This is a genomic window from Streptomyces sp. NPDC088812, from assembly GCF_044750285.1.
Classification (GTDB): domain Bacteria; phylum Actinomycetota; class Actinomycetes; order Streptomycetales; family Streptomycetaceae; genus Streptomyces.
In genome coordinates this window covers 583,282-602,779 of the sequence record NZ_JBIVJP010000001.1, presented here as the reverse complement: position 1 = coordinate 602,779, position 19,498 = coordinate 583,282, and the positions used below count along the sequence as shown (strand labels likewise).

The following is a 19,498-nucleotide window of genomic DNA, read 5'->3' as shown; positions in this document are numbered from 1 at the left end:
TCGAAAGCGTTGACCGCCGTCTTACCGGGCGCGGGTTAGAAGGAGCCATGCGGATACTGGTGGCCGAAGACGAGAAGGCACTCGCCGACCTGCTGGCCGACGGGCTGCGCCGGCACGCGATGACGGTCGACGTGACGTACGACGGCGCGACGGCTCTCGAGCGCCTCGCGGCCGACGACTACGACGTACTGGTGCTGGACCGGGATCTGCCCGAGGTGCACGGCGACGAGGTGTGCCGGCGACTCGCCCAGGGCGGGGCGGCGGTGCGCATCCTGATGCTGACGGCGGCCGGCACGGTCACCGAGCGGGCCGCCGGTCTGGGCCTGGGAGCCGACGACTACCTGTGCAAGCCGTTCGCGTACGCCGAACTCCTGGCCAGGGTACGCGCGTTGCACCGCCGCCGCGCCGCGCCGCTGCCCCCGACGCTGGAGCGCGCGGGCGTCACGCTGGACGGGGCGCGCCGGCAGGCTCACCGGGACGGGCGCTATCTGCCGCTGTCCCGGAAGGAGTACGCCGTGCTGGAGGTGCTGATGCGCGCGCGGGGGGCGGTGGTGACCACCGAGGAACTGCTGGAGCGGGCGTGGGACGAGCGCACCGACCCCTTCACCACGGTCGTCAAGGCGACGATGAGCAAACTCCGGGCCAAGCTGGGCGAACCGCCGGTGATCACCACGGTTTCCGGCGGGTACCGGCTGTGATGCCCCGGCTGTCGACCGTACGGGCGCGTCTGACCGCCCTGTACGCCGCGTTGTTCGTCGCCACCTCGACCGCGGTGCTGATCGCCGTCGACCTGCTGGCGCAACGGCTGTTCGAGCACAAGGCCGGCAGCCTGGCGGCGGCGAGACCGGACACGCCCGGGGCCACGGCGTCCGCCGGGCCGCCCGCCGTGCCCGTGGGGCAGGGCGCGTCGGGCGCCGAGTTCCCCGACCACCCGACGACGGCGGCCGGGGACGCGCAGATCGCCGTGCAGTCCTACCACTGGCTGCTGATCTGGGTCGCCGTGGCGGTGCTCGCCGTGGTCGGAGCGGCGGTGGGATGGTGGCTGGCCGGCCGGGTGCTGCGGCCGGTGCACCGCATCACCGCGACCGCGCGGCGGCTGTCGCTGTCCGATCTGCACGAGCGGATCGCCCTGACCGGTCCTCCGGACGAGCTCAGGGAACTGGCCGACACCTTCGACGCCATGCTCGAGCGCCTGGAGCGGGCCGCCGACAGCCAGCGGCGGTTCGCGGCCAACGCCTCCCACGAGCTGCGCACGCCGCTGGCGGTCCAGCGCGCCGCCATCGAGATCGGCCTGGAGGACCCTACGCCCGCCCAGTTGGCCCGGACGCGCGCGGAACTCCTCAGGTCGAATGTGCGTACCGAGCGGCTCATCGAGGGGCTGCTGGCACTGGCCGAGGGCCGGCACGGTCCCGAACGGCGCGAACCGGTGGACCTCCGCGATCTCGCGCACGAAGTCGCCGACCAGCACCGCGGCGCGGCCGGCGAGGCAGGCGTCACCCTCGACCGGGACCTGCGGCCGGCCCCCGTCCTGGGCGATCCGGTCCTGCTGACCCGGCTGATCGACAACCTCGTGCACAACGCGATCCGCCACAACCACCCGGGGGGCAGCGTCCGGATCCGCACCTCACCGGTGACCGGTCTGTCGGTGAGCAACACCGGCCCTTACATCCCCGCCGACCGCGTACCCGAGCTCTTCGAGCCGTTTCGCCGTCTGCACCCGCCGCGGACCGGGCCCGCGCAGGGCGCGGGTCTCGGACTGTCCATCGTCGCCGCCGTCGCCGACGCGCACCAGGGGCAGGTGGACGCCCGGCCCCGTCCCGGCGGAGGGCTCACCGTCACCGTCACCCTGCCGCGGTGCACGGGCCGATCCGGCGTCGCCCGACGGGCGACGCCGGATCGGCCGGCTCGCGACGACGCCCGAACCGACCGACGGTCGACCGACTTCGGCGCGGGCGTGTGCCGCGGTGCCGCTGACGGCGTTGCGCGGCGCACGTCCGGCTGCGTGAGCGGGCCGGGTCAGCCGGGCAGGTCACCGGTGTAGCGGTAGATGTTCCCGGCGGAGTTGACACCCCACACGGTGCCGTCCGCCCCCGCGCCGATGTCGGTCAGGGCACCGGGAATCTGCACCCACGGGTTGCCGTCGTTGTTCGTGAAGCGGTAGATGTTCCCGCCCGCGTTCACGCCCCACACCGACGTGCGGGACCCTGCCGAGATGGCCTTCAGCCCGCCGCTGATCTGCTTCCAGTGGCCGGCTTCCTGGTCGCCGGTGTAGCGGTAGATGTTCCCGGCGGAGTTGACACCCCACACGGTGCCGTCCGCCCCCGCGCCGATGTCGGTCAGGGCACCGGGGACCTGCACCCACGGACTGGCGTCGTTGTTGGTGTAGCGGTAGATGTTCCCGCCCGCGTTCACGCCCCACACGTTGGTCCGGGACCCCACGGCGATCCGGACCAGCGCCCCGCTGATCTGCTTCCAGTCGGCCATGCTGCCGACTCCTCTCCGCTCGGAAGTGGTGCACGGTGACGCTCCCCCAGCGGAACGATTCATCTCATGAATGAATGTGAAGGACGATCGGACTTATTGGCCGTCAAAGCACGTTTACGGACGGGTCCACCCCTTCGTGCTGGGCGGATGCCGGCCCGCCGGGCCGACGGACGACGCGAACTGTCGTCGCTGGTGTGGGTGACGCGCGGGTGTCGCGTTGACCCACGTCACCGGGCGCCGACGATACCGACGCCTGTGGAAGCAGCAGCAGTCGTCGACCGACTACCGGACTTGTGAGGCTGACTCCCGGGCGGCCGGGGGACCATCATGGAGAGATGAGGGACCATCATGGAGAGATGTCCGACAACCAGTCCGCCGTGGCACCGGCCGTCGTACGGCTTCCTCGGTACACGAGGGCGGAGCAGGACGAGATCCTCGGTGCCGGCGACGATCCCTTCGGCGTCGCCGCGGCCGGTCTCACCTGGCTGCCCAAAGAAGACCACTTCGCCGTCAGACAGGGCGGGCGGCTCGTGGCACACGCCGGCCTGCTCCGGCTGCCCGTTGCGATCGGCGACGCCGGGACGGAGGTGGTGGGCGTCGGCGGAGTGGCCGTCGCACCAGGCCTGCGGGGCCGGGGACTGGCCCGGCTGGTGGTCGCGGCGGCACTCGACCACGCTCGCACGATGGGTCCGCGGCACGCGCTCCTGTTCTGCCGGCCTTCCCTCGTACCGCTCTACCGGCGCCTCGGATGGCACCCGCTCGACCAGGACGTACGCGTCGAACAGCCCGGGGACCGCTTGGTGACCATGCCGCTGCGGACCATGGTGACGCCGCTGCGCGACGACGCGCACTGGCCCGCCGAGCCGGTGCGGCTGTTCTCCCTCCCCATGTGACCCCTGCGGATCAGCCGGCCGGTGTGACCAGGGCGAGTGAGGTTCCTTCGCAGGGGAACAGGGCGAGTCCGCCCCGCACCGCCGGCCGGGACGGCTGGGCCGGGGGTGCGGTGAAGTCGAGGCCCTTGGTGAGGGAGCCCACCAGGTGGTGGGGGTCGGTGGACACCGCCACCCTGCCCCGCGCGTTGACCAGCCGGGCCGGGACGGGCAGGCGCCGCAGCAGCGGGGCGATCGTCGCCTCGAAGTGGCGCAGGTACACGTCCGCCGCGGCGACTCCGGCGAAGCGTCCCTCCACGACGACGGGGAGGGAGAACGTCAGGCTGTACTCCTCGGAGCAGAGGTAGTCGACGTAGGGCCCCGCGATGAGGCGTCCGCCGGTGTCACGGGGCCGGGCGTACCAGTCCCAGTGGGTGTAGTCGACGAAGGACGAGTGGACGCCGTCCAGGTCGAGGAGGAGGGGCCGTACGGTCCCGTCGCCGGTGGTCTGCCACCACTCCAGACAGGTGGCCGTGTCGGACAGGAGGCCGGGGGCCGCGACGAACCCGAGGCCCGACACCAGGTCGTCACGGACCAGGCGGCGGTGCAGGTCCGGCCTGAGGACCGCGAGGTCCGCGGAGAGGGGGCGGCGACTCTCGGAGGCGACCGCGCTCAGCCGGGCCGTGCAGGCGGCCGCGGTCCGCTCGACCGTGCCGAAGACCCGCTCGACGATGTCCTGGACCGCGTCGGAGAGGGCCGCCACCGCGGCGGAGTCGACCGTGCCCGGACCCGGGGGCGTGGCGGGAAGACCGGTGGCCATGGGAGTCCTCCTCACACGCCGCCCCTCGTCTCGCTCAGAGCGACCGGAGGCGGATCCGCACCAGATGCGCCACGGTGGCCCGGACGCACTCCTCCAACACCGTCCCCGCCGTGTCGCCCGCACCATCGTGCAGCGCGGAGATTACGGCACGATGACGGTGAACGACATCCCTGGTGTGGGAATCGTCGGCGAGGGCGAGGCACACCAGGGCGCCGGCTTCGGCCTGGAGGGAGATGACGGACCGGGTCAGGCGCGCCGACTGTGCCGCGGCGGCCGTCTCCACGTGGAACCTGCCGTAGACCCGCGCCCGTTCCGACGGCTGCCGGGCCCGCTCCAGCTCCGCCGCCGAACGCTCCAGCGGAGCGAGGTCCTCGGGCTCGGTGCGCTGGGCCGCCAGGCGGCCGGCGGCTCCCGACACGGCGGCCCAGTGGTCGCCGAGGTCGCGCAGTCCCTCGGTGCTCCACTCCGCCAGCTGCGCGTGCAGCCGCTCGGTGGCGGGCGTGGTCGGCAGGGTCACGAAGCTGCCGCCGCCGCGGCCCCTGCGCGTGGCGACCAGCCCCCGCGCCCTGAGGGTGACCAGCGCCTCCCGCAGGGTGACGGTGGAGACGCCGAGCAGCGAGGCCAGTTCGAGTTCGCCGGGCAGCTGCTCCCCGTCCTCCAGCAGTCCCAGTTCGATGGCGTTGGTCAGGCGGCGTACGACGACGTCCACCCGCGCCGCGGACTCGAGGGGCACGAAGACGGCCCGGCGAGCCGCGTGGGCTTCAAGGTTCACGGGTCGGACCCCTCCTTCTTTTGTCGAGGCTTTACCCTACCTGGATCTTGAGATTTGAACTATGACTTCATATCTTTCATGTCTGACGGACGACCAACGGACGACCGCTCAGAAAGGTTCCCGTATGGGAGGAAGCGCCATCCGGCTCCAGGGCCTCCGCAAGACCTTCGGCAGGACGGAGGCCGTCCGTGGAGTCGACCTGGAGATCCCGGACGGAGAGTTCTTCTCGATGCTGGGCCCCTCGGGCTCGGGGAAGACCACGGTCCTGCGCCTGATCGCCGGCTTCGAGGTGCCCACCGGCGGTGTCGTCGAACTCGCGGGCCGCGACGTCACCCGGCTCGCGCCCTTCGAGCGGGACGTGCACACCGTGTTCCAGGACTACGCGCTGTTCCCCCACATGACGGTCGAGCAGAACGTGGCCTACGGCCTGAAGGTCCGGCGGGTCCCCAAGGCCGAGCGTCTGGCGCAGGCACGCCGGGCGCTGGCCGGCGTCCGCCTCGAAGGGCTCGGCGACCGGCGGCCCGCCCAGCTCTCCGGAGGCCAGAGGCAGCGCGTCGCCCTCGCCCGCGCCCTCGTCGGCCGCCCGCGCGTGCTGCTGCTCGACGAACCGCTCGGCGCCCTCGACCTCAAGCTGCGCGAGCAGATGCAGGTCGAGCTGAAAGCCCTTCAGCGCGAGGTCGGCATCACCTTCGTCTTCGTCACCCACGACCAGCAGGAGGCCCTGACGATGAGCGACCGCATCGCCGTCTTCCACCGGGGCCGCATCGAACAGGTCGGCACCCCCGCCGAGATCTACGAACGCCCGGCCACCCGGTTCGTCGCCTCCTTCGTCGGCGCCTCGAACCTGCTCGAGGGCGAGACGGCCCGGCGGGTGGCCGGCGCCCCGGGCACCTACAGCGTCAGGCCCGAGAAGATCCGGGTCCTGGAGGAGTCCGCCGTCGCCGACGACGCCGAGCACTCCACCGTCACCGGCACCGTCGCCGAGGTCGTCTACCTGGGGGACGCGACCCGCTTCCTGGTCGACCTCGACGCCGGTGGCCGTCTCACCGCGCTCCAGCAGAACCTGGAGACCTCCTCCGAGGACGTCGCCGCCTACCGCGGCAGCCGCGTCCGCCTCCGGTGGCACCGCCGCCACGCCGTCCGGGTCCCGGACACGCACTGATCCGAAGCCCTGGCCCCGCCCCCGCCCGGTCCCTTCACACAGGGAGAAGTCGTGCGCCTTCACCGCCTGCTCGTCATGCGCCCCCACCGCATGCCCGTCGTCCGCCCCGACCGCATTCCCGTCGTCCGCCCCGGCCTCATGTCCGTCGTCCGCCCCGGCCTCATGTCCGTCGTACACCCCCACCGCACAGGCCTCGCGCGTCCCCGACGCGTCCTCACGGCCGCCGTGGCGGCGGCGCTCCTCGCGGCCACCGCCTGCGGGTGCTCCGACTCCGGCGGTTCCTCCTCCGCCGGATTCGACCCGCCCGACCTGAAGGCACAGTCCGAACTCGGCAAGGGCGAGGGCGAGGTCAACCTCATCGCCTGGGCCGGATACGTCGAGGACGGCTCCAACGACCCGGAGACCGACTGGGTCAGCGACTTCGAGAAGCGAACCGGCTGTCAGGTCAACGCCAAGACCGCCGCCAGCTCGGACGAGATGGTCAAGCTGATGAAGACCGGCCGGTACGACGCCGTCTCCGCCTCCGGAGACGCCTCCCTGCGCCTGATCGCCTCAGGGGACGCCGCCCCGGTCAACACCGACCTCGTACCGAACTACCAGGACCTCTTCGCCGGTCTGAAGCTCCAGGAGTGGAACTCCGTGGACGGCGTGACCTACGGCATCCCGCACGGGCGCGGCGCCAACCTGCTGATGTACAACACGGAGGTGGTCGAGCCCGCCCCGACCTCCTGGTCCGCGGTGTTCGACGACGCCGCGAAGTACCGGGGCAAGGTGACGGCGTACGACTCGCCGATCTACATCGCCGACGCGGCCCTGTACCTGAAGTCCACCCGGCCCGAGCTGAAGATCGAGGACCCGTACGCCCTCGACCAGAAGCAGTTCGACGCCGCCGTGGACCTGCTGAAGCAGCAGAACGCGAACATCGGCGAGTACTGGAGCGACTATCTGAAGGAGATCTCCGCGTTCAAGAGCGGGGACTCCGTCGTCGGCACCACCTGGCAGGTCATCACCAACCTGACCCGCGCCGAAGGAGGCCCGGTCGAGGCCGTCGTGCCCGAGGAGGGGTCCACCGGCTGGTCCGACACCTGGATGCTGTCGGCCGAGGCCGAGCACCCGAACTGCGCCTACCGGTGGCTGGACTGGATCGTCTCCCCGAAGGTCAACGCCCAGGTCGCCGAGTACTTCGGCGAGGCACCCGCCAACGCGAAGGCGTGCGACGAGACCGGCGACCCGACGTGGTGCGACACCTACCACGCCGCCGACGAGGACTACTGGAAGAAGATCGCGTTCTGGAACACGCCCATCGAGCAGTGCCTGGACGGCCGCACGGACGTCCGGTGCGTGCCGTACGCCGAGTGGGTCCGGGCATGGACCGAGATCAAGGGCTGACCGCGATGGCCACCGCCGTGCGGGCCGCCGGGCGCTCCCCCGTCCGGCGGCTCGCCGGGGCGCTGCACCGCCGTCCCCGGCTCCGGCTGTCCCTGCTGCTGGCCGCCCCCCTGCTGTGGCTGGCCGTGCTCTACCTCGGTTCGCTGGCCGTGCTGTTCGTCTCCGCGTTCTGGACGACCGACTCGTTCACCTCCGAGGTCGTGCGGGTCTGGTCCACGGACAACTTCCGGGCACTGTTCACCACGCCGGTCTACCGGCAGGTGGTCCTGCGCAGCATCGGCGTGGCGGTGGCGGTCACCGTCCTGTGCGCGGTGATCGCCTTCCCCCTCGCCTTCTACACCGCCCGGGTCGCGAAGCCCCGGTGGCGTCCGATGCTCGTGGTCGCCGTCCTCACCCCGCTGTGGGCCAGTTACCTGGTCAAGGTGTACGCCTGGCGGCTGATCCTGTCCCAGGGCGGGCTCGCCGACTGGATGCTGCGACCGTTCGGGCTCGACGGACCGGGGTACGGGCTCCCCGCCACGGTCCTCACGCTGACGTACCTCTGGCTGCCGTACATGATCCTGCCGGTCCACACCGCGCTGGAGCAGCTGCCCGACACCCTGCTCGACGCGTCGGCGGACCTGGGCGCGCGGGCCGGGCGCACCGTCCGTTCGGTCGTCCTGCCCATGGTGCTGCCCTCGGTCGCCGCGGGGTCGGTGTTCACCTTCTCGCTCAGCCTGGGCGACTACATCACCGTGCAGATCGTCGGCGGCAAGAGCCAGCTGATCGGCAACCTCGTCTACTCCCACTTCGAGCTCGACCTGCCCATGGCGGCCGCGCTCGGGACGGTCCCCGTGGCCGTCGTCGTGCTGTATCTGCTGGCGATGCGCCGCACCGGCGCCCTGAGCAGTCTCTAGGGACGTGTGTCATGCGACTCTCCCGCTCCGCGCGCATCGCGCTGCGTGCCGCCGCCGGGCTCGGCTTCGCGGTGATCTACGGTCCGCTCCTGCTCGTCCTCGTCAACTCCCTGAACCCCGACCGCAGCGCGGGCTGGCCGCCGTCCGGCCTCACCCTCCACTGGTGGTCGGCCGCCTGGCACAACTCCGGTGCCCGGCAGGCGCTGTGGGTGTCGGTGAAGGCCGGCCTCGGTGCCACGGCCGTCGCGCTGGTCCTCGGCACGCTGATCGCCTTCGCCGTCGCCCGGCACCGCTTCTTCGGGCGGGACGCCCTCTCCTTCGTGGTCGTCCTGCCGATCGCCCTGCCCGGCATCGTCACGGGCATCGCGCTCAACTCGGCGTTCGGTACCGTGCTGGAACCGCTCGGTGTCGGTCTGGGGCTGTTCACCGTGGTCGTCGGGCACGCCACCTTCTGCATCGTCATCGTCTTCAACAACGTCGTCGCCCGGCTCCGGCGCTCCTCCGGCTCGTCCGAGGAGGCGGCGGCGGACCTCGGCGCGCACGGCGTGCGCGCCTTCGCCGACGTCACCTTCCCGGCGATACGCTCGGCGTTGCTGGCGGGCGGACTGCTCGCGTTCGCGCTCTCCTTCGACGAGATCGTGGTGACGACCTTCACCGCAGGTCCGGGCGTGGAGACCCTGCCCCTGTGGATCTACGAGAACATGACGCGCCCTCAGCAGGCGCCGGTGGTGAGCGTGGTGGCGGCGGTGCTCGTCCTGCTGTCCGTCGTCCCGATCTACGTCGCCCAGCGGCTGTCCGCCGGCACCGCGACCGGCGGCCGGGTGTGAAGGGGGCGTGCACCGGCCGTGGCAGTCACGACCGGAGCGGGCGGCGCGGGACGTCGGGTCACCACAGCACGCCGAAGATCATCACCCCGCCGACGAACAGCCAGAACGGGGCCCCGACGATCTTCACGACCAGTCTGCCCACCACGAAGGGCAGCCAGTCCGCGTGGGCGGCCCCCACCCGTCCGTCCGGGTCGTAGGCGAGCTGGATGCGCTGGAGGGTGCGCTTGCAGGTGTAGCGGTGGACCCCGCCGTCGGCGTCCGTGTAGCCGTACACCGTCTTCTTGCCGTCCTTGCCGACGGCTTCGGCGAGGACGGTGATGCCGCGCCGGCTCAGCACGATCCGGCGAACGGCCTCCGCGAGGCCCGAGGCGAGCATCGCGACGCCGGCCAGGAGCGGCACGACGCCGATGATCACCCCTAGGACGCGCGCGCCGTGCGTCAGGGTCACCCACACGGCGTATCCGACATAGGCGAGCGCCACAGCGGCGCCCAGGGTCAGGATCGTGTAGAGGCCCCAGTCGCGCGGTGTCCGCGTGTCGGTCACCACGGCGCCGCCCGCCGGGTTCCGTTCCTCGGGGAGTACGGCGGTCAGGGCGGCGGCGAAGGCGGCGGTGGCCGTCGGGTTGCCGCCCTCGACCCGGTGGGCCGTACCGTCGGTGAGCACGATCTCGACGGTCCGCGCCGCGGCGGCCCGGACCTCCCGGACCGCCGCGAGCGGGATGTCGACCTGCCGGCCGGAACGGGTGATGTGAACGCCGGTGGAGTCGAACCTCGCGGAGACGCCTCGGCCGTTGAGAATCTGCGACATGATCATGTGACCGTCGAGACCGCCCGACAGTTGTACAGGAACGGCGGACCGGCACCGGCGGAACGGCGTATCAGGCGGGACCGGTGGGGCGCCGGGCGGCGAGTGCCTCGCCGAGGCGGTCCAGGAGGAGGAAGAAGAGGGGGACGCAGAGCAGGGGGACTCCCACGAGCAGCAGGGTCGAGTGCGTCGGCCGGTCGGTGAGGATCGCCCAGACGTCGACGGCGAACAGGACGGCCGCGACGACCAGGCCGCCGATCCCCGCCCGCCGCCACGCCGTGCGCCGTCGCGTCCCACGGCGGATGCGCTCCTCCGGCTCCGGCCTCGCCTCGAAGGACGTGAGTCCGAGCCGTACGGCGGTGGCGCACAGGTCGGCGACCTCGGCGATCGGGTCGGTCACCTGAACCTCGTCCAGGTGGGGAAGGCGGACCCGACGGCCGTCGGTGCGGTACAGGTACGCCTGCCAACGCGGGCTGCCCTGCCTGCTGTCCTCGACGCGGATGCCGTAGACGTCCGACCAGGCCGCGGTGCGGGTGCGCAACGGCCCCCGTACGGTGATCCCGTCGGCCGAGACGGACGTCCGCGCCCGCCACTGCTCCAGCGCCACCCCGCCACCGAGGCACAGCCAGGCCACCAGGGCCAGCACGTCCCCGAACGTCGGCCCCGACAATGTCATCCAGTTCAGTGCGTGGACGGCGACCAGCGCCGCCACCGCCGCCAGGGCGAGTTGCGCCGCCGGTACCCCCCGCCGTCTGCGGTACTCGCGCTCGATCCCGTCGTCCATCGCCACTCCCCCACTCTCCGGGCCCGCACGGAATCCGCGTGAGGGCGGGGGGATGCTATAGGCGGTCCCTGTGAAGCAGCCCGGCCTCCCCGGCCATGTCGTGCCGCAGGCCCGCGCCCCGCCCGCCGAACGCCGACCGGCTCCCCTCTCCGAGGTCTCCGAGGCTCACGACACCGCCCGCACTCATACGCAGGGGCCGTGTGTCCCGTCCCAGCAGCGCGCAGGCGTTCACCACTTCCGTCCTGCTCCGCGACCGAAGCCGAAGGAGCACGCATGACCACCACCACGCCGGCCAGGGGGCGCGGCCGGACGGCCGCCGTCGGCGTCGCGGCCGGCGCCGCCCTCGCCGTCCTCTGCGCGGCGGGCACCGCCCACGCCCATTTCTACGTCTCGCTGCAGACCTACAGCAATGTCCGCTCCGCGCCGAACACCGGCGGCGGCGTCGTCGTCAACACCGGCTCGATCAGGGAACGGTTCTACCTGGACGGTGTCTGCTACACGCGCGGCCAGTACATCAAGTCCGGCGGCTACGGCACCGACGTCTGGTACCACGGCAGCGTCCACGACAGCGTCGACCTCACCGTGGGCCCGTACAACAACGTGTGGGTGTGGGGCGGCAACGTCGACATCGGCCGGGACCCCGCCGACTCCGTCCGCCCCTGCTGACCGGGACGGGACCCGACCGACACCGAGGGACCGTCCCGCTCGTCGCCGTTCCACCCAGTCCGTCCGTCTCCGAAGGAGTTCACCATGTCCCAGCGCAGCTTCCGTCTCTCCACCGCCGTGGTGGCCGGCGCGGTCGTCGCCCTGTTCGGGGCCGTCGTACCGGCCCAGGCCGTGGACGCCGCCCAGCCGTCCACCTCGTCCACGTCGTCCGCGTCGTCCACCCGCGTCGCACCGAGCGACAGGATCCTCCAGCCGCACAGCAACGTCCGTTCCGGGCCCGCCAGGTCGTACCGGATCGTGGCGAACACCGGCTCCGAGTGGGGCAGTGGCGTGGCCCAGTGCTACGTCCGCGGCGAGTACGTCTCGTCCGGCGGCTGGGGCAGCAACGAGTGGTACCTGCTGAACGTCGACTTCGGCGGCGTCCAGTACTACGAGGTCTGGGCCTGGGCCGGCAACGTCGTGGTCGGCGGCCTTCCCCACTGCTGAACCCCGGCATCACGACCGTGCCCCGGGCCCTCGTCGGAGGGCCCGGGGCACGGTTTGTCGTGCGTGGGTCAGCGGCACTCGGGTACGCCCGGCAGCCAGGCGTCCCTGTGGTCGATGTAGATGTTGGACAGATAGCCGCCGAGAGCCGGGACATGGGCCCAGGCGTCGTTGCGGAGGCCCTCGGCCTCCACCATGTCGCCGCGCTTCTGGCAGTCGACGTACACCGGCGTCGGCCCGGACAGCGTGGTGACGACGCGGGAGTTCAGCCGGACGTCCTCGCGGACCCGGACGCCGGAGCCCCAGGTGGTGAAGTTCGTGCCGGGGTTCCCACCGCCGCCGCCCGGCGTGCAGGGCAGGCTCACCCCGCGCGCGCCGAGGTAGGCGATCGGGTCCGTGCCCCGGGTGCTGGACGTCGAGGTGTGCGCCTCGAAGTGCAGGTGGGGCCCGGTGGACTGGCCCTCGGAACCCATTCGGGCGATGAGCTGGCCGCCGTTGACCCGCTGGTTGACCGAGACCAGCCGCTCGTACATGTGGCCGTACTCGGTGACGGTGCCGTCGTCGTGGCGGATGCGGATCCACTGGCCGTAGCCGCTCGCGGGGCCCGAGGCGATGACGGTGCCGGGGCCGGTCGCGTGGATCGGCGTGCCCCGGTTGTTGGCGATGTCCACACCGTCGTGGCCGGAGTGGTAGCCCTGGGTGACCCGCCCGGCGGCGGGGCACGAACCGCTGTAGGCGGCGACGGCCGTGGGGGCGGAGGCGGCGGGTGCGGCACCGGCGCCGGCCGCGGACAGCGGGATCAGCGCGGCGGCCGACGCGACGGCGGCCAGCGCGGCCGCGATGCGGGCCGTGAACTCGGGCCGGGGCCGGGGCCGGGGCCGAGGCCGGGACGGTGACTGGGGCGAACGTGTCGTCGACATGGAAGTGGTGTCCTTCGTGCGGGCACACGAACCGGTGGACGTGTGCGTGTGGGGGGCCGGGCGGCCGAGGGTCGGTCAGAAGTCGCAGGTCGGGACGTCCAGCCACGCCTTCGGGTCGTCGATGAAGATGTTGGAGATCCAGGCGCCGTACGCCGGCAGGTACGACCAGGCGTCGTTGCGGTGCCCCTCGGCCTCCACCGGCTCGGCGTGCTTCTGGCACTGCACGTCGACCGGCGTGGGCCCGTTCAGCCGGGCCTTGACCTCGGCCCGTGTGCTGGGCTGGGCCCGCAGGTTGACGCCCGTGCCCCATGTGACGTACCGCTTGGTGCCCGGGGCCGGCTGTCCGCCGCCGCCGGTGATGCGGATGGCGCCCGCGTACTCCGCGTTGAGGCGGACGGTGCTGACCATCACGCGCGTCCCGGACTCGCGGGCCTCGACCATCTTGCCGCCGCCCAGGTAGACGGCGATGTGGTGCACGGTGCCCAGGTTGCCCGGGTTCTTCGCCCAGAAGACCAGGTCGCCCGGCTGGAGCGGGGCGGTGCCCTGGCCGCGGCCGAAGCGGGCGGTGGCGCCCTGCCACTGCGCCTGGTTCCAGGAGCCCTCGGGCAGCAGGATGCCCGCGCCCTGCCAGGCCGCGTACTGCACCAGGTGCGAGCAGTCGAAGCCCTTCACCTGGCTGTCGTGCGATCCGGGACCGCCGCCCGGGTAGTCCTTCCCGTACGTGGGTCCGTGGATGGAGCCGCCGCCCCAGGAGTACGGGACTCCCAGTTGGCTGCACGCGGCGTCGACGACGGCCCGGGCCTGCGTGGAGGCCTCGGCGAGCGGCCGGCAGTCGGCCGCCGCCGTGCGGTGCGGTGCCGCGGGTGCCGCGGGTGCCGCCGTGGCGGTCATCGTGCTCGTCGTGCCGAGCATCGCGGCGAGCAGGACGCCCCCTGCCGCGGTCATCGTCCGGTTCATGCTGCGCATGTACTGTCCCCCGGTTTCCTTTGCTCTCGGTGTGCGGGTGAGTGGTGCGGGCGGGCCGGGTGGGCGGTCCGGTCCGACGCCGTCGGGTCCGCGGCAGCCTGGTTCCGGTCGGCCTGGTTCCGGTCGACCTGGTTCCGGTCGGCCTGGTTCCGGTCGACCTGGTTCCGGTCGGCCTGGTCCGGGTCGGCCTGGTCCAAGTCGGCCTGGTCCGGGTCGCGGCGGGCCTTCGTGGACGAGACGGTGTCCGGGAGCGGTCCGTATGCCTGGAGTGCGGCACGGATCTTGGCCAGTGCTCGCTGCCGGTTGCGCTGGACGGTGCCGCGGTGCGTGCCGAGCCGGATCCCGGCGGTGTCGTGGCTGAGCCCTTCGATGTCGACGAGGATGACGGCCGCCGCCTCCTTGGCGGACAGGCCGCGCAGCAGGTCGACGACGGCCGACTCCGCCTCGCGCAGGGCGAGACCGCCGTCCCAGCCCCGGTCGGGCAGCCGTTCGCAGCACACTTCGCGGCGGGAGGCCTGCTGCCAGGAGTCGCGCAGCAGGTTGAGCGCGGCGACGCAGGTGTAGGCGTAGGCGTGCCGTTGGCGGGCGAGTCTGCGGGCGTGCGCCCGCCGGGCGAGCCGCAGATAGGTGTCCTGGAGCAGGTCGTCCGCGTCGTGCGGGTCACCGGTCAGGGCGAGCAGCCGGCGCCGCAGCCGCGGCATGGCGGCGGTGAACGCCCTGTCGAACTCCTCCGGTGTCATCCAGTCGCCGGAGGCCGGTGCTTCGGTGTCCGCGCCGGCCGGGTCGGCGGCGCGCGTGCTGATGTCGGTGTGCGTGCTGTTCATGGGATCCCCCGTCTGCGCGGGCGGTCACTCCACGCAGGCGTCCGTGGGTCGGTCAACGCAGGTCGGTGGGCCCGTACCGGGCGGCCTGCCGCCCGGTGACGAGGGCCCAGTAACGGTCGCCGAAGGACCAGTGCCACCACTCGGTCGGGTAGTTGACGAACCCGGCCGCGGTGAGGGCCCGGTCCATCAGCTCCCGGTGGGCACGGGCTTCGGCGTCGATGCCGGGCGCCGCCGTGCGGCAGGCGCCCGCGCTCTCCTCGGGGGTGGCGTTGACCTCGGTGCCGAGCGGCAGTTCGATGCCGTCGTCGGTGCACAGGGTCAGGTCCACCGCTCCCCCGCTGACATGCGGTGCCACGTCGGGCGGCGCGATGTACGCGCTGGTGACCTCGCGTATCCGCGCCTCCGAGGCGTCCGGGTGAGCGGTCCGCATGACGGCCTCGTACTCCTCGTAGTAGTGACGTTGCAGTCCGGGCGGCCGGAAACCCTCCACCACCAGGAAGCGGACGCCGTCGGGCAGCCGGCGCTGTGCCTGGAGCAGGCGCTCCAGCACGCCGGTGCGCAGATGGGCGTAGGAGCCGTCGCCGTCGGCCTGCCGTGCGTCCATGCGCAGTCGGCCGTCCGTGCGCAGGTCGGCCAGGGGTTCACCGCACTCCTCGACGGGAGTGCGCGCCACCCGGGGGTCCGAAAGCAGGATGATGTCCGTCATGCCGTCAACGGTGGCCGAGGGTCCTGCAGAAGTGATGCACATCTTCTGCAGAGCCCTGTACAGGCCGACCGTCGTGGGCCGGTCGGCTGTCGCGGATCGGTCGGCCGTCGTGGGCCGGCCCGCCGTCGTGGGCCGGTCGTCAGGGTCGGGCCTCGCCGGGGCGGCCGGTCTCCGCCGCCTCCCGGCTGCCCAGACGGCGGAAGACCGCCTGGGCCTCGGCGCGGGCCGCCTCGGCGGACGCGTCGTCGCCGCGGCCGCGGGCGACGGTGGCCAGGTCGCGCAGGGTGCGGGCCCGCCACAGCGGCAGGCCGAGCCCGTCCCACAGGGCGAGTGCCCGGCGCAGCGCCTCCTCGGCGGCGTCGAGGTCACGGGCGGCCAGCCGGCACTCGCCCAGGGTGCGCAGCACGAGTGCCTCCCCGAAGGTGTCCTGCTGTTGCCGGGTGACCTCCAGGCAGGCGGCGAGCCGCTCCCGGGCCTCGGCGAGCCGGCCCTGACGGATGTGCACCTTGGCCAGCGACTGCCCGGCGTACATCGCGCCGAACACGTCGTCGTCCTCCTCGAAACGGCGCAGTGCCTGTGTGAAGAGGTCCTCCGCCTCGGTGAGCCGGCCCAGTGCCCGGTGGCACAGGCCGAGCGAGCGCAGGGTGAGCGCCTCGCCGTGCCGGTCCGCGGCCTTCCGGTACAGCTCCAGGGCGCGGGTGAGTTCCCGCCACGCCTCGTCGTGCCGGCCCTGCTCGCGGTGTACGTAGCCGATGCCGTAGTGGACGTGGGCGCAGGCGACCTGGTCGCCGAGCCGCTCGTACGCGGCGAGCGCGGGCCGCAGCAGTTCCAGTGCCTCGGCGTAGCGGGCCTGTTCACGGCGGGCGGAGCCCATGCCGGCGAGCGCGACGGCCCGTCCGCGGACCGCGCCGGCGCCGTCCGGACCGGTTCCGATCCGCTCGAACAGCCGCAGCGCGTCACCGAAGTACGCGTACGAGTCGTCGAACCTGTCCTGTTCGTAACGGAGTTGGCCCAGTCCGTTCAGCAGCCAGGCCTCGTCCTCGGTGTCCCCGGAGCGGCGTACGGCCTCCAGGGCGACCGTGTGGGAGCGGGACCAGGCGTCGAACCGGTTGTAGAGGGCCGCCGAACTCGCTATCAACACGCCGGCCAGGTCCCGGGCGGCCCGTGTCCGGCCGTGGGCGGCGCAGTGCACCACGCCGGCGGTCAGGCAGGCCTGCTCGGAGGCGAACCAGTCGGCGGGGCGGGCGAGCAGTGCCTCTTCGACGGCGGCGTCGAGCGGCCGTTCGGCGTGCGGCTCGGGGACGAGGCGGGAGGCGCCGCCGGGGGCGCGGGCGGCGGCCCCGCGGGCCAGTGACAGCCAGCAGGCGACCAGCCGTGCCACGGCGGCCTCGCGTTCCTCGGCGGTCTCCTCCGCCAGGCAGCGTTCGCGGGCGTGTTCGCGGGCCAGGTCGTGGATGCGGTAGCGGATCTGGCCCACGCCGTCGACGCCGACGAGTTCGATGAGATGGCAGTCCACGAGCCGTTCGACGGCGTCCTCCGCCTCCTCCACGCCCACGTCGAGCAGGGGGGCGGCGGTCCAGGCGGCGAAGTCGGGCAGCTCCATCAGGGCGAGCCGGCGCAGCACCCGCCGTTCCTGCGGGCCCAGCTCGGCGTAGCCGAGTTCGAGGCTGGTGCGCAGTTCGAGGTCGCCGGCCCGGAGCTCGTCCAGTCGGCGGCGTCCGTCGCGCAGCCGGGCGGCGAGCCGGGCGGGCGCCCAGTGCGGGCGGGCGGCGAGCCGGGCGCCCGCGATCCGCACGGCGAGCGGCAGCCGCCCGCACAGCCGGACGATCTCGGCGACCGTGTCGGGGTCGGCCGCGGTCCGCTCGGGTCCGGCGACCCGGCCGAACAGCTCCATCGCCTCCTCCTCGGCGAGCGCCGTCAGGTCCAGGCGGACCGCGCCCTCCAGGGCGACGAGCCGGCGGCGGCTGGTGATCAGGACGCCGGAGCCGGGTCCGGGCGGCAGCAGGGGCCGCAGTTGTGCCTCGCCGGCGGCGTTGTCCAGGACGATCAGGATCCGGCGGTCGGTGAGGTGCGTGCGGTAGAGGGCGACCAGGTCCTCGGCGTCGGCGGGCAGGGCGTCGGGGTCGACGCCGACGGCACGCAGCAGCCGGGCCAGCGCGTCGGTGGTCCGCAGCGGCGCGGAGTCGGCGGCCCTCAGGTCGAGGAAGAGCCGCCCGTCGGGGAACCGGTCGGCCATCCGGTGGCCCGCGTGCACGGCGAGGGCCGTCTTGCCGGTGCCCGAGCGGCCGGTGATGACGCCGATCGGCGGGGCGGTCCGCTCCGGGGTGCCGCTGCCGGCCAGGACGGCGACCGTCCAGGCGATCTGCTCCTCGCGTCCGACGAAGTCGGCGACGTCGGGCGGGAGTTGGGAAGGGATGCGCGGGGGCGGACCGGCGGCGCGGGGGGCGTCGGCAGGCACGGGTCCGGGGGTGGACGCGGGAGCGGCTGCGGACGCGGGTCCGGCGGCGGGGGTGGGTGCGGCGGTGCGGGGCGGGCGGATGGCGGCGGGCGTGGGCCGTGGAGGGCCGAGCACCTCGGTGTCACCGGTCAGCAGCGCCTGGTGCAGGGCGCGCAGCTCGGGCCCCGGGTCGATGCCCAGTTCGGTGCGGAGGAGCTCGCGCCCCTCCCGGAAGACGCGGAGGGCGTCCGGGAGGCGGCCGGCGCGGAACAGCGCGGTCATCAGCTGTCCGCGCGGCCGTTCGCGCAGCGGGTGGGCGCGGACGTGCGCCAGCAGCTCCGGGATCACGTCGTCGGCGCGGTTCAGCGCCAGGTCGAGGGCGTACGTCTCTTCCCTGGCGACGAGCCGCAGCTCGACGAGCCGGGACGCCTCGGTGCGCGCGAAGAACTGCCCGAGCCCTTCCAGCGCGTCCCGGCCACGCCACAGTCCCAGCGCCTGCCGCAGGATGTCCGCCGCCTCGGCGGTGCGGCCCTCCGCGGCCGTGCGGCGCCCCAGCGCGAGACCGGCCTCGAAGCGGCGGGCGTCGATCCGCTCGGCGGGGAAGGCGGCCAGGTAGCCCGGTGAACGGGTCTGGATCGCGCGGGCGGCACCCACCGGGGTGAGGGCCCTGCGCAGGGCGGCGATGTGCGAGGCCACGAGGGCGCCGGCGGTCGCGGGCGCGTGCTCCTCCCACACGAGGTCCACCAACCGCTCGGTGGAGACGACTTCACCCGGATGGGTGACGAGCGCGGCGAGGATCGCGGTCGGTTTGGGGCCGCCCAGGGGGAGGCGCCGGTCCTCGAACCACACCTCGGCCGGACCGAGAAGGCGCACGTCCAGCATGATTTCCCGTCCTGACAGGTCAGCGACGGGGCCACCCTACCGGCGGGGTGGGACAGGCACGGAGAAAACCGGACGGACTCCTTCCTGCGGGCGCGGACGCCCGTGACCGTCCGGTCGGCCTGGTCGTCGGGGTGTCGGGGATCGGATGTCGGGGATCGGATGTCGGGGATCGGGTGTCGGGCCGGGTGGGGCTCCTTCGGGCGGTGGGCGGCGGCGGGCGGTGCCGTAAGGGGGACGGGGCGGGCGGTCCCGTCGTATGACGGCACCGCGGGACCGCCGGGGTCGCCGTCCGCCTCCGTCCGCGCCTCCTGCCCGCTCATACGGGAGCGCCGCCGTCGCCGTCCCCCGCACGACACCGTTCCCCCTGCACGGAAAGCCGAGGCAAGTCATGACGATCACCAGCTCCTCCTCCCGGGCCCGGCTGCGCCGGGCCGTCCTGGCCGGCGCGGCGGCGACGGGGGCCGCCCTGTCCCTGCTCACCGCGGCCCCGGCGCAGGCCGCGCCGGACACCACCCAGGTGTACGTGTGGGCGACGAACGTGAACATGCGGAACTGCGGCAGCTTCGAGTGCGAGCCGTACGACCGCGTGCGGATCAGCCGGATGTACGTCACCGCGTACTGCCAGAGCCAGGGCGACGTGGTGCGGGACTCCGGTTACGTCAACGACTGGTGGGTGCAGGTGGACGCGGGCGGCCCGCGCGGCTGGATCAGCGCGGTGTACGTCCGGGGCGGCAGGGACATGCAGCCGGTCCCCGGCGTCTCCCAGGACTTCGAGGACTGCTTCTGACGCCGTCCCGTCCCGGGCG

General features: G+C 73.1%; 20 protein-coding genes. 10 read left to right on the top strand and 10 right to left on the bottom strand.

Annotation, left to right across the window (positions count from 1 at the left end; translation table 11 throughout):
• The first annotated feature begins 47 nt into the window (after window positions 1-47).
• Window positions 48-698, top strand: a complete 651-nt coding sequence (locus ACIP67_RS02640; RefSeq protein ID WP_401686207.1) for a response regulator transcription factor — start codon at window positions 48-50, stop codon at window positions 696-698.
• Window positions 698-2,041, top strand: a complete 1,344-nt coding sequence (locus ACIP67_RS02635) for a sensor histidine kinase (protein ID WP_401686204.1) — start codon at window positions 698-700, stop codon at window positions 2,039-2,041. Before ACIP67_RS02640 ends, ACIP67_RS02635 begins: the two co-directional genes overlap by 1 nt.
• Here the strand turns inward: ACIP67_RS02635 and ACIP67_RS02630 are convergent.
• On the bottom strand, window positions 2,017-2,484 hold the full coding sequence (locus tag ACIP67_RS02630; protein WP_401686202.1) for a tectonin domain-containing protein: 468 nt from the start codon (window positions 2,482-2,484) through the stop codon (window positions 2,017-2,019). The genes ACIP67_RS02635 and ACIP67_RS02630 overlap by 25 nt on opposite strands.
• Window positions 2,485-2,840: 356 nt before the next feature.
• On the opposite strand from ACIP67_RS02630, the gene ACIP67_RS02625 reads away from it, so the two are divergent.
• On the top strand, window positions 2,841-3,377 hold the full coding sequence (locus tag ACIP67_RS02625; protein WP_401686199.1) for a GNAT family N-acetyltransferase: 537 nt from the start codon (window positions 2,841-2,843) through the stop codon (window positions 3,375-3,377).
• 10 nt (window positions 3,378-3,387) lie between these two features.
• Here the strand turns inward: ACIP67_RS02625 and ACIP67_RS02620 are convergent, their stop codons facing one another.
• On the bottom strand, window positions 3,388-4,173 hold the full coding sequence (locus ACIP67_RS02620; RefSeq protein ID WP_401686196.1) for a cache domain-containing protein: 786 nt from the start codon (window positions 4,171-4,173) through the stop codon (window positions 3,388-3,390).
• Between the two features lie 34 nt (window positions 4,174-4,207).
• Window positions 4,208-4,945, bottom strand: a complete 738-nt coding sequence (locus ACIP67_RS02615; RefSeq protein WP_401686193.1) for a FadR/GntR family transcriptional regulator — start codon at window positions 4,943-4,945, stop codon at window positions 4,208-4,210.
• 124 nt (window positions 4,946-5,069) lie between these two features.
• Here ACIP67_RS02615 and ACIP67_RS02610 point away from each other — a divergent pair, with 124 nt between their 5' ends.
• From ACIP67_RS02610 to ACIP67_RS02595, 4 genes are all read left to right on the top strand, one after another.
• A complete protein-coding gene (locus ACIP67_RS02610; RefSeq protein ID WP_401686190.1) occupies window positions 5,070-6,107 on the top strand; it encodes an ABC transporter ATP-binding protein in 1,038 nt (345 codons plus the stop codon).
• A 162-nt stretch (window positions 6,108-6,269) separates the two neighbouring features.
• Window positions 6,270-7,496, top strand: coding sequence for an ABC transporter substrate-binding protein (locus ACIP67_RS02605; protein WP_401686787.1), 1,227 nt, complete (start codon window positions 6,270-6,272; stop codon window positions 7,494-7,496).
• 5 nt (window positions 7,497-7,501) lie between these two features.
• Window positions 7,502-8,392: an ABC transporter permease gene (locus ACIP67_RS02600; RefSeq protein WP_401686784.1), complete on the top strand. Its 891-nt coding sequence runs from the start codon at window positions 7,502-7,504 to the stop codon at window positions 8,390-8,392.
• A gap of 11 nt (window positions 8,393-8,403) precedes the next feature.
• The gene (locus tag ACIP67_RS02595) at window positions 8,404-9,219 is read left to right on the top strand and encodes an ABC transporter permease (RefSeq protein WP_401686187.1); all 816 of its coding nucleotides are present in this window, start codon (window positions 8,404-8,406) and stop codon (window positions 9,217-9,219) included.
• Between the two features lie 58 nt (window positions 9,220-9,277).
• Here ACIP67_RS02595 and ACIP67_RS02590 read toward each other — a convergent pair whose 3' ends face one another.
• Window positions 9,278-10,027 (bottom strand): hypothetical protein, encoded by a 750-nt coding sequence (locus ACIP67_RS02590; RefSeq protein WP_401686184.1) that lies wholly within the window; start codon window positions 10,025-10,027, stop codon window positions 9,278-9,280.
• 70 nt (window positions 10,028-10,097) lie between these two features.
• A complete protein-coding gene (locus tag ACIP67_RS02585) occupies window positions 10,098-10,808 on the bottom strand; it encodes a PH domain-containing protein (RefSeq protein WP_401686181.1) in 711 nt (236 codons plus the stop codon).
• A gap of 273 nt (window positions 10,809-11,081) precedes the next feature.
• Between ACIP67_RS02585 and ACIP67_RS02580 the strand changes: the two genes are divergently transcribed.
• On the top strand, window positions 11,082-11,474 hold the full coding sequence (locus ACIP67_RS02580; RefSeq protein ID WP_401686178.1) for a hypothetical protein: 393 nt from the start codon (window positions 11,082-11,084) through the stop codon (window positions 11,472-11,474).
• An 84-nt stretch (window positions 11,475-11,558) separates the two neighbouring features.
• Window positions 11,559-11,960 carry a hypothetical protein gene (locus ACIP67_RS02575; protein ID WP_401686175.1) on the top strand — a complete coding sequence of 134 codons (402 nt, stop codon included), beginning with the start codon at window positions 11,559-11,561 and terminating at the stop codon, window positions 11,958-11,960.
• Between the two features lie 68 nt (window positions 11,961-12,028).
• On the opposite strand, the gene ACIP67_RS02570 is transcribed toward ACIP67_RS02575, so the two are convergent.
• The 5 genes from ACIP67_RS02570 to ACIP67_RS02550 form a co-directional block, all read right to left on the bottom strand.
• Window positions 12,029-12,877 (bottom strand): M23 family metallopeptidase, encoded by an 849-nt coding sequence (locus ACIP67_RS02570; protein WP_401686172.1) that lies wholly within the window; start codon window positions 12,875-12,877, stop codon window positions 12,029-12,031.
• A gap of 75 nt (window positions 12,878-12,952) precedes the next feature.
• A complete protein-coding gene (locus tag ACIP67_RS02565; protein WP_401686169.1) occupies window positions 12,953-13,843 on the bottom strand; it encodes a C40 family peptidase in 891 nt (296 codons plus the stop codon).
• Window positions 13,831-14,667, bottom strand: a complete 837-nt coding sequence (locus tag ACIP67_RS02560) for an RNA polymerase sigma factor (RefSeq protein WP_401686166.1) — start codon at window positions 14,665-14,667, stop codon at window positions 13,831-13,833. Before ACIP67_RS02560 ends, ACIP67_RS02565 begins: the two co-directional genes overlap by 13 nt.
• A gap of 52 nt (window positions 14,668-14,719) precedes the next feature.
• Complete coding sequence (locus tag ACIP67_RS02555) at window positions 14,720-15,373, bottom strand: M15 family metallopeptidase (RefSeq protein WP_401686163.1); 654 nt, start codon at window positions 15,371-15,373, stop codon at window positions 14,720-14,722.
• Between the two features lie 139 nt (window positions 15,374-15,512).
• On the bottom strand, window positions 15,513-18,692 hold the full coding sequence (locus ACIP67_RS02550) for an AfsR/SARP family transcriptional regulator (protein WP_401686161.1): 3,180 nt from the start codon (window positions 18,690-18,692) through the stop codon (window positions 15,513-15,515).
• Window positions 18,693-19,080: 388 nt separating this feature from the next.
• On the opposite strand from ACIP67_RS02550, the gene ACIP67_RS02545 reads away from it, so the two are divergent.
• Entirely contained in the window at window positions 19,081-19,479 is a 399-nt protein-coding gene (locus ACIP67_RS02545) for a hypothetical protein (protein WP_401686160.1), read from the top strand.
• The last annotated feature ends 19 nt before the right edge of the window (window positions 19,480-19,498 follow it).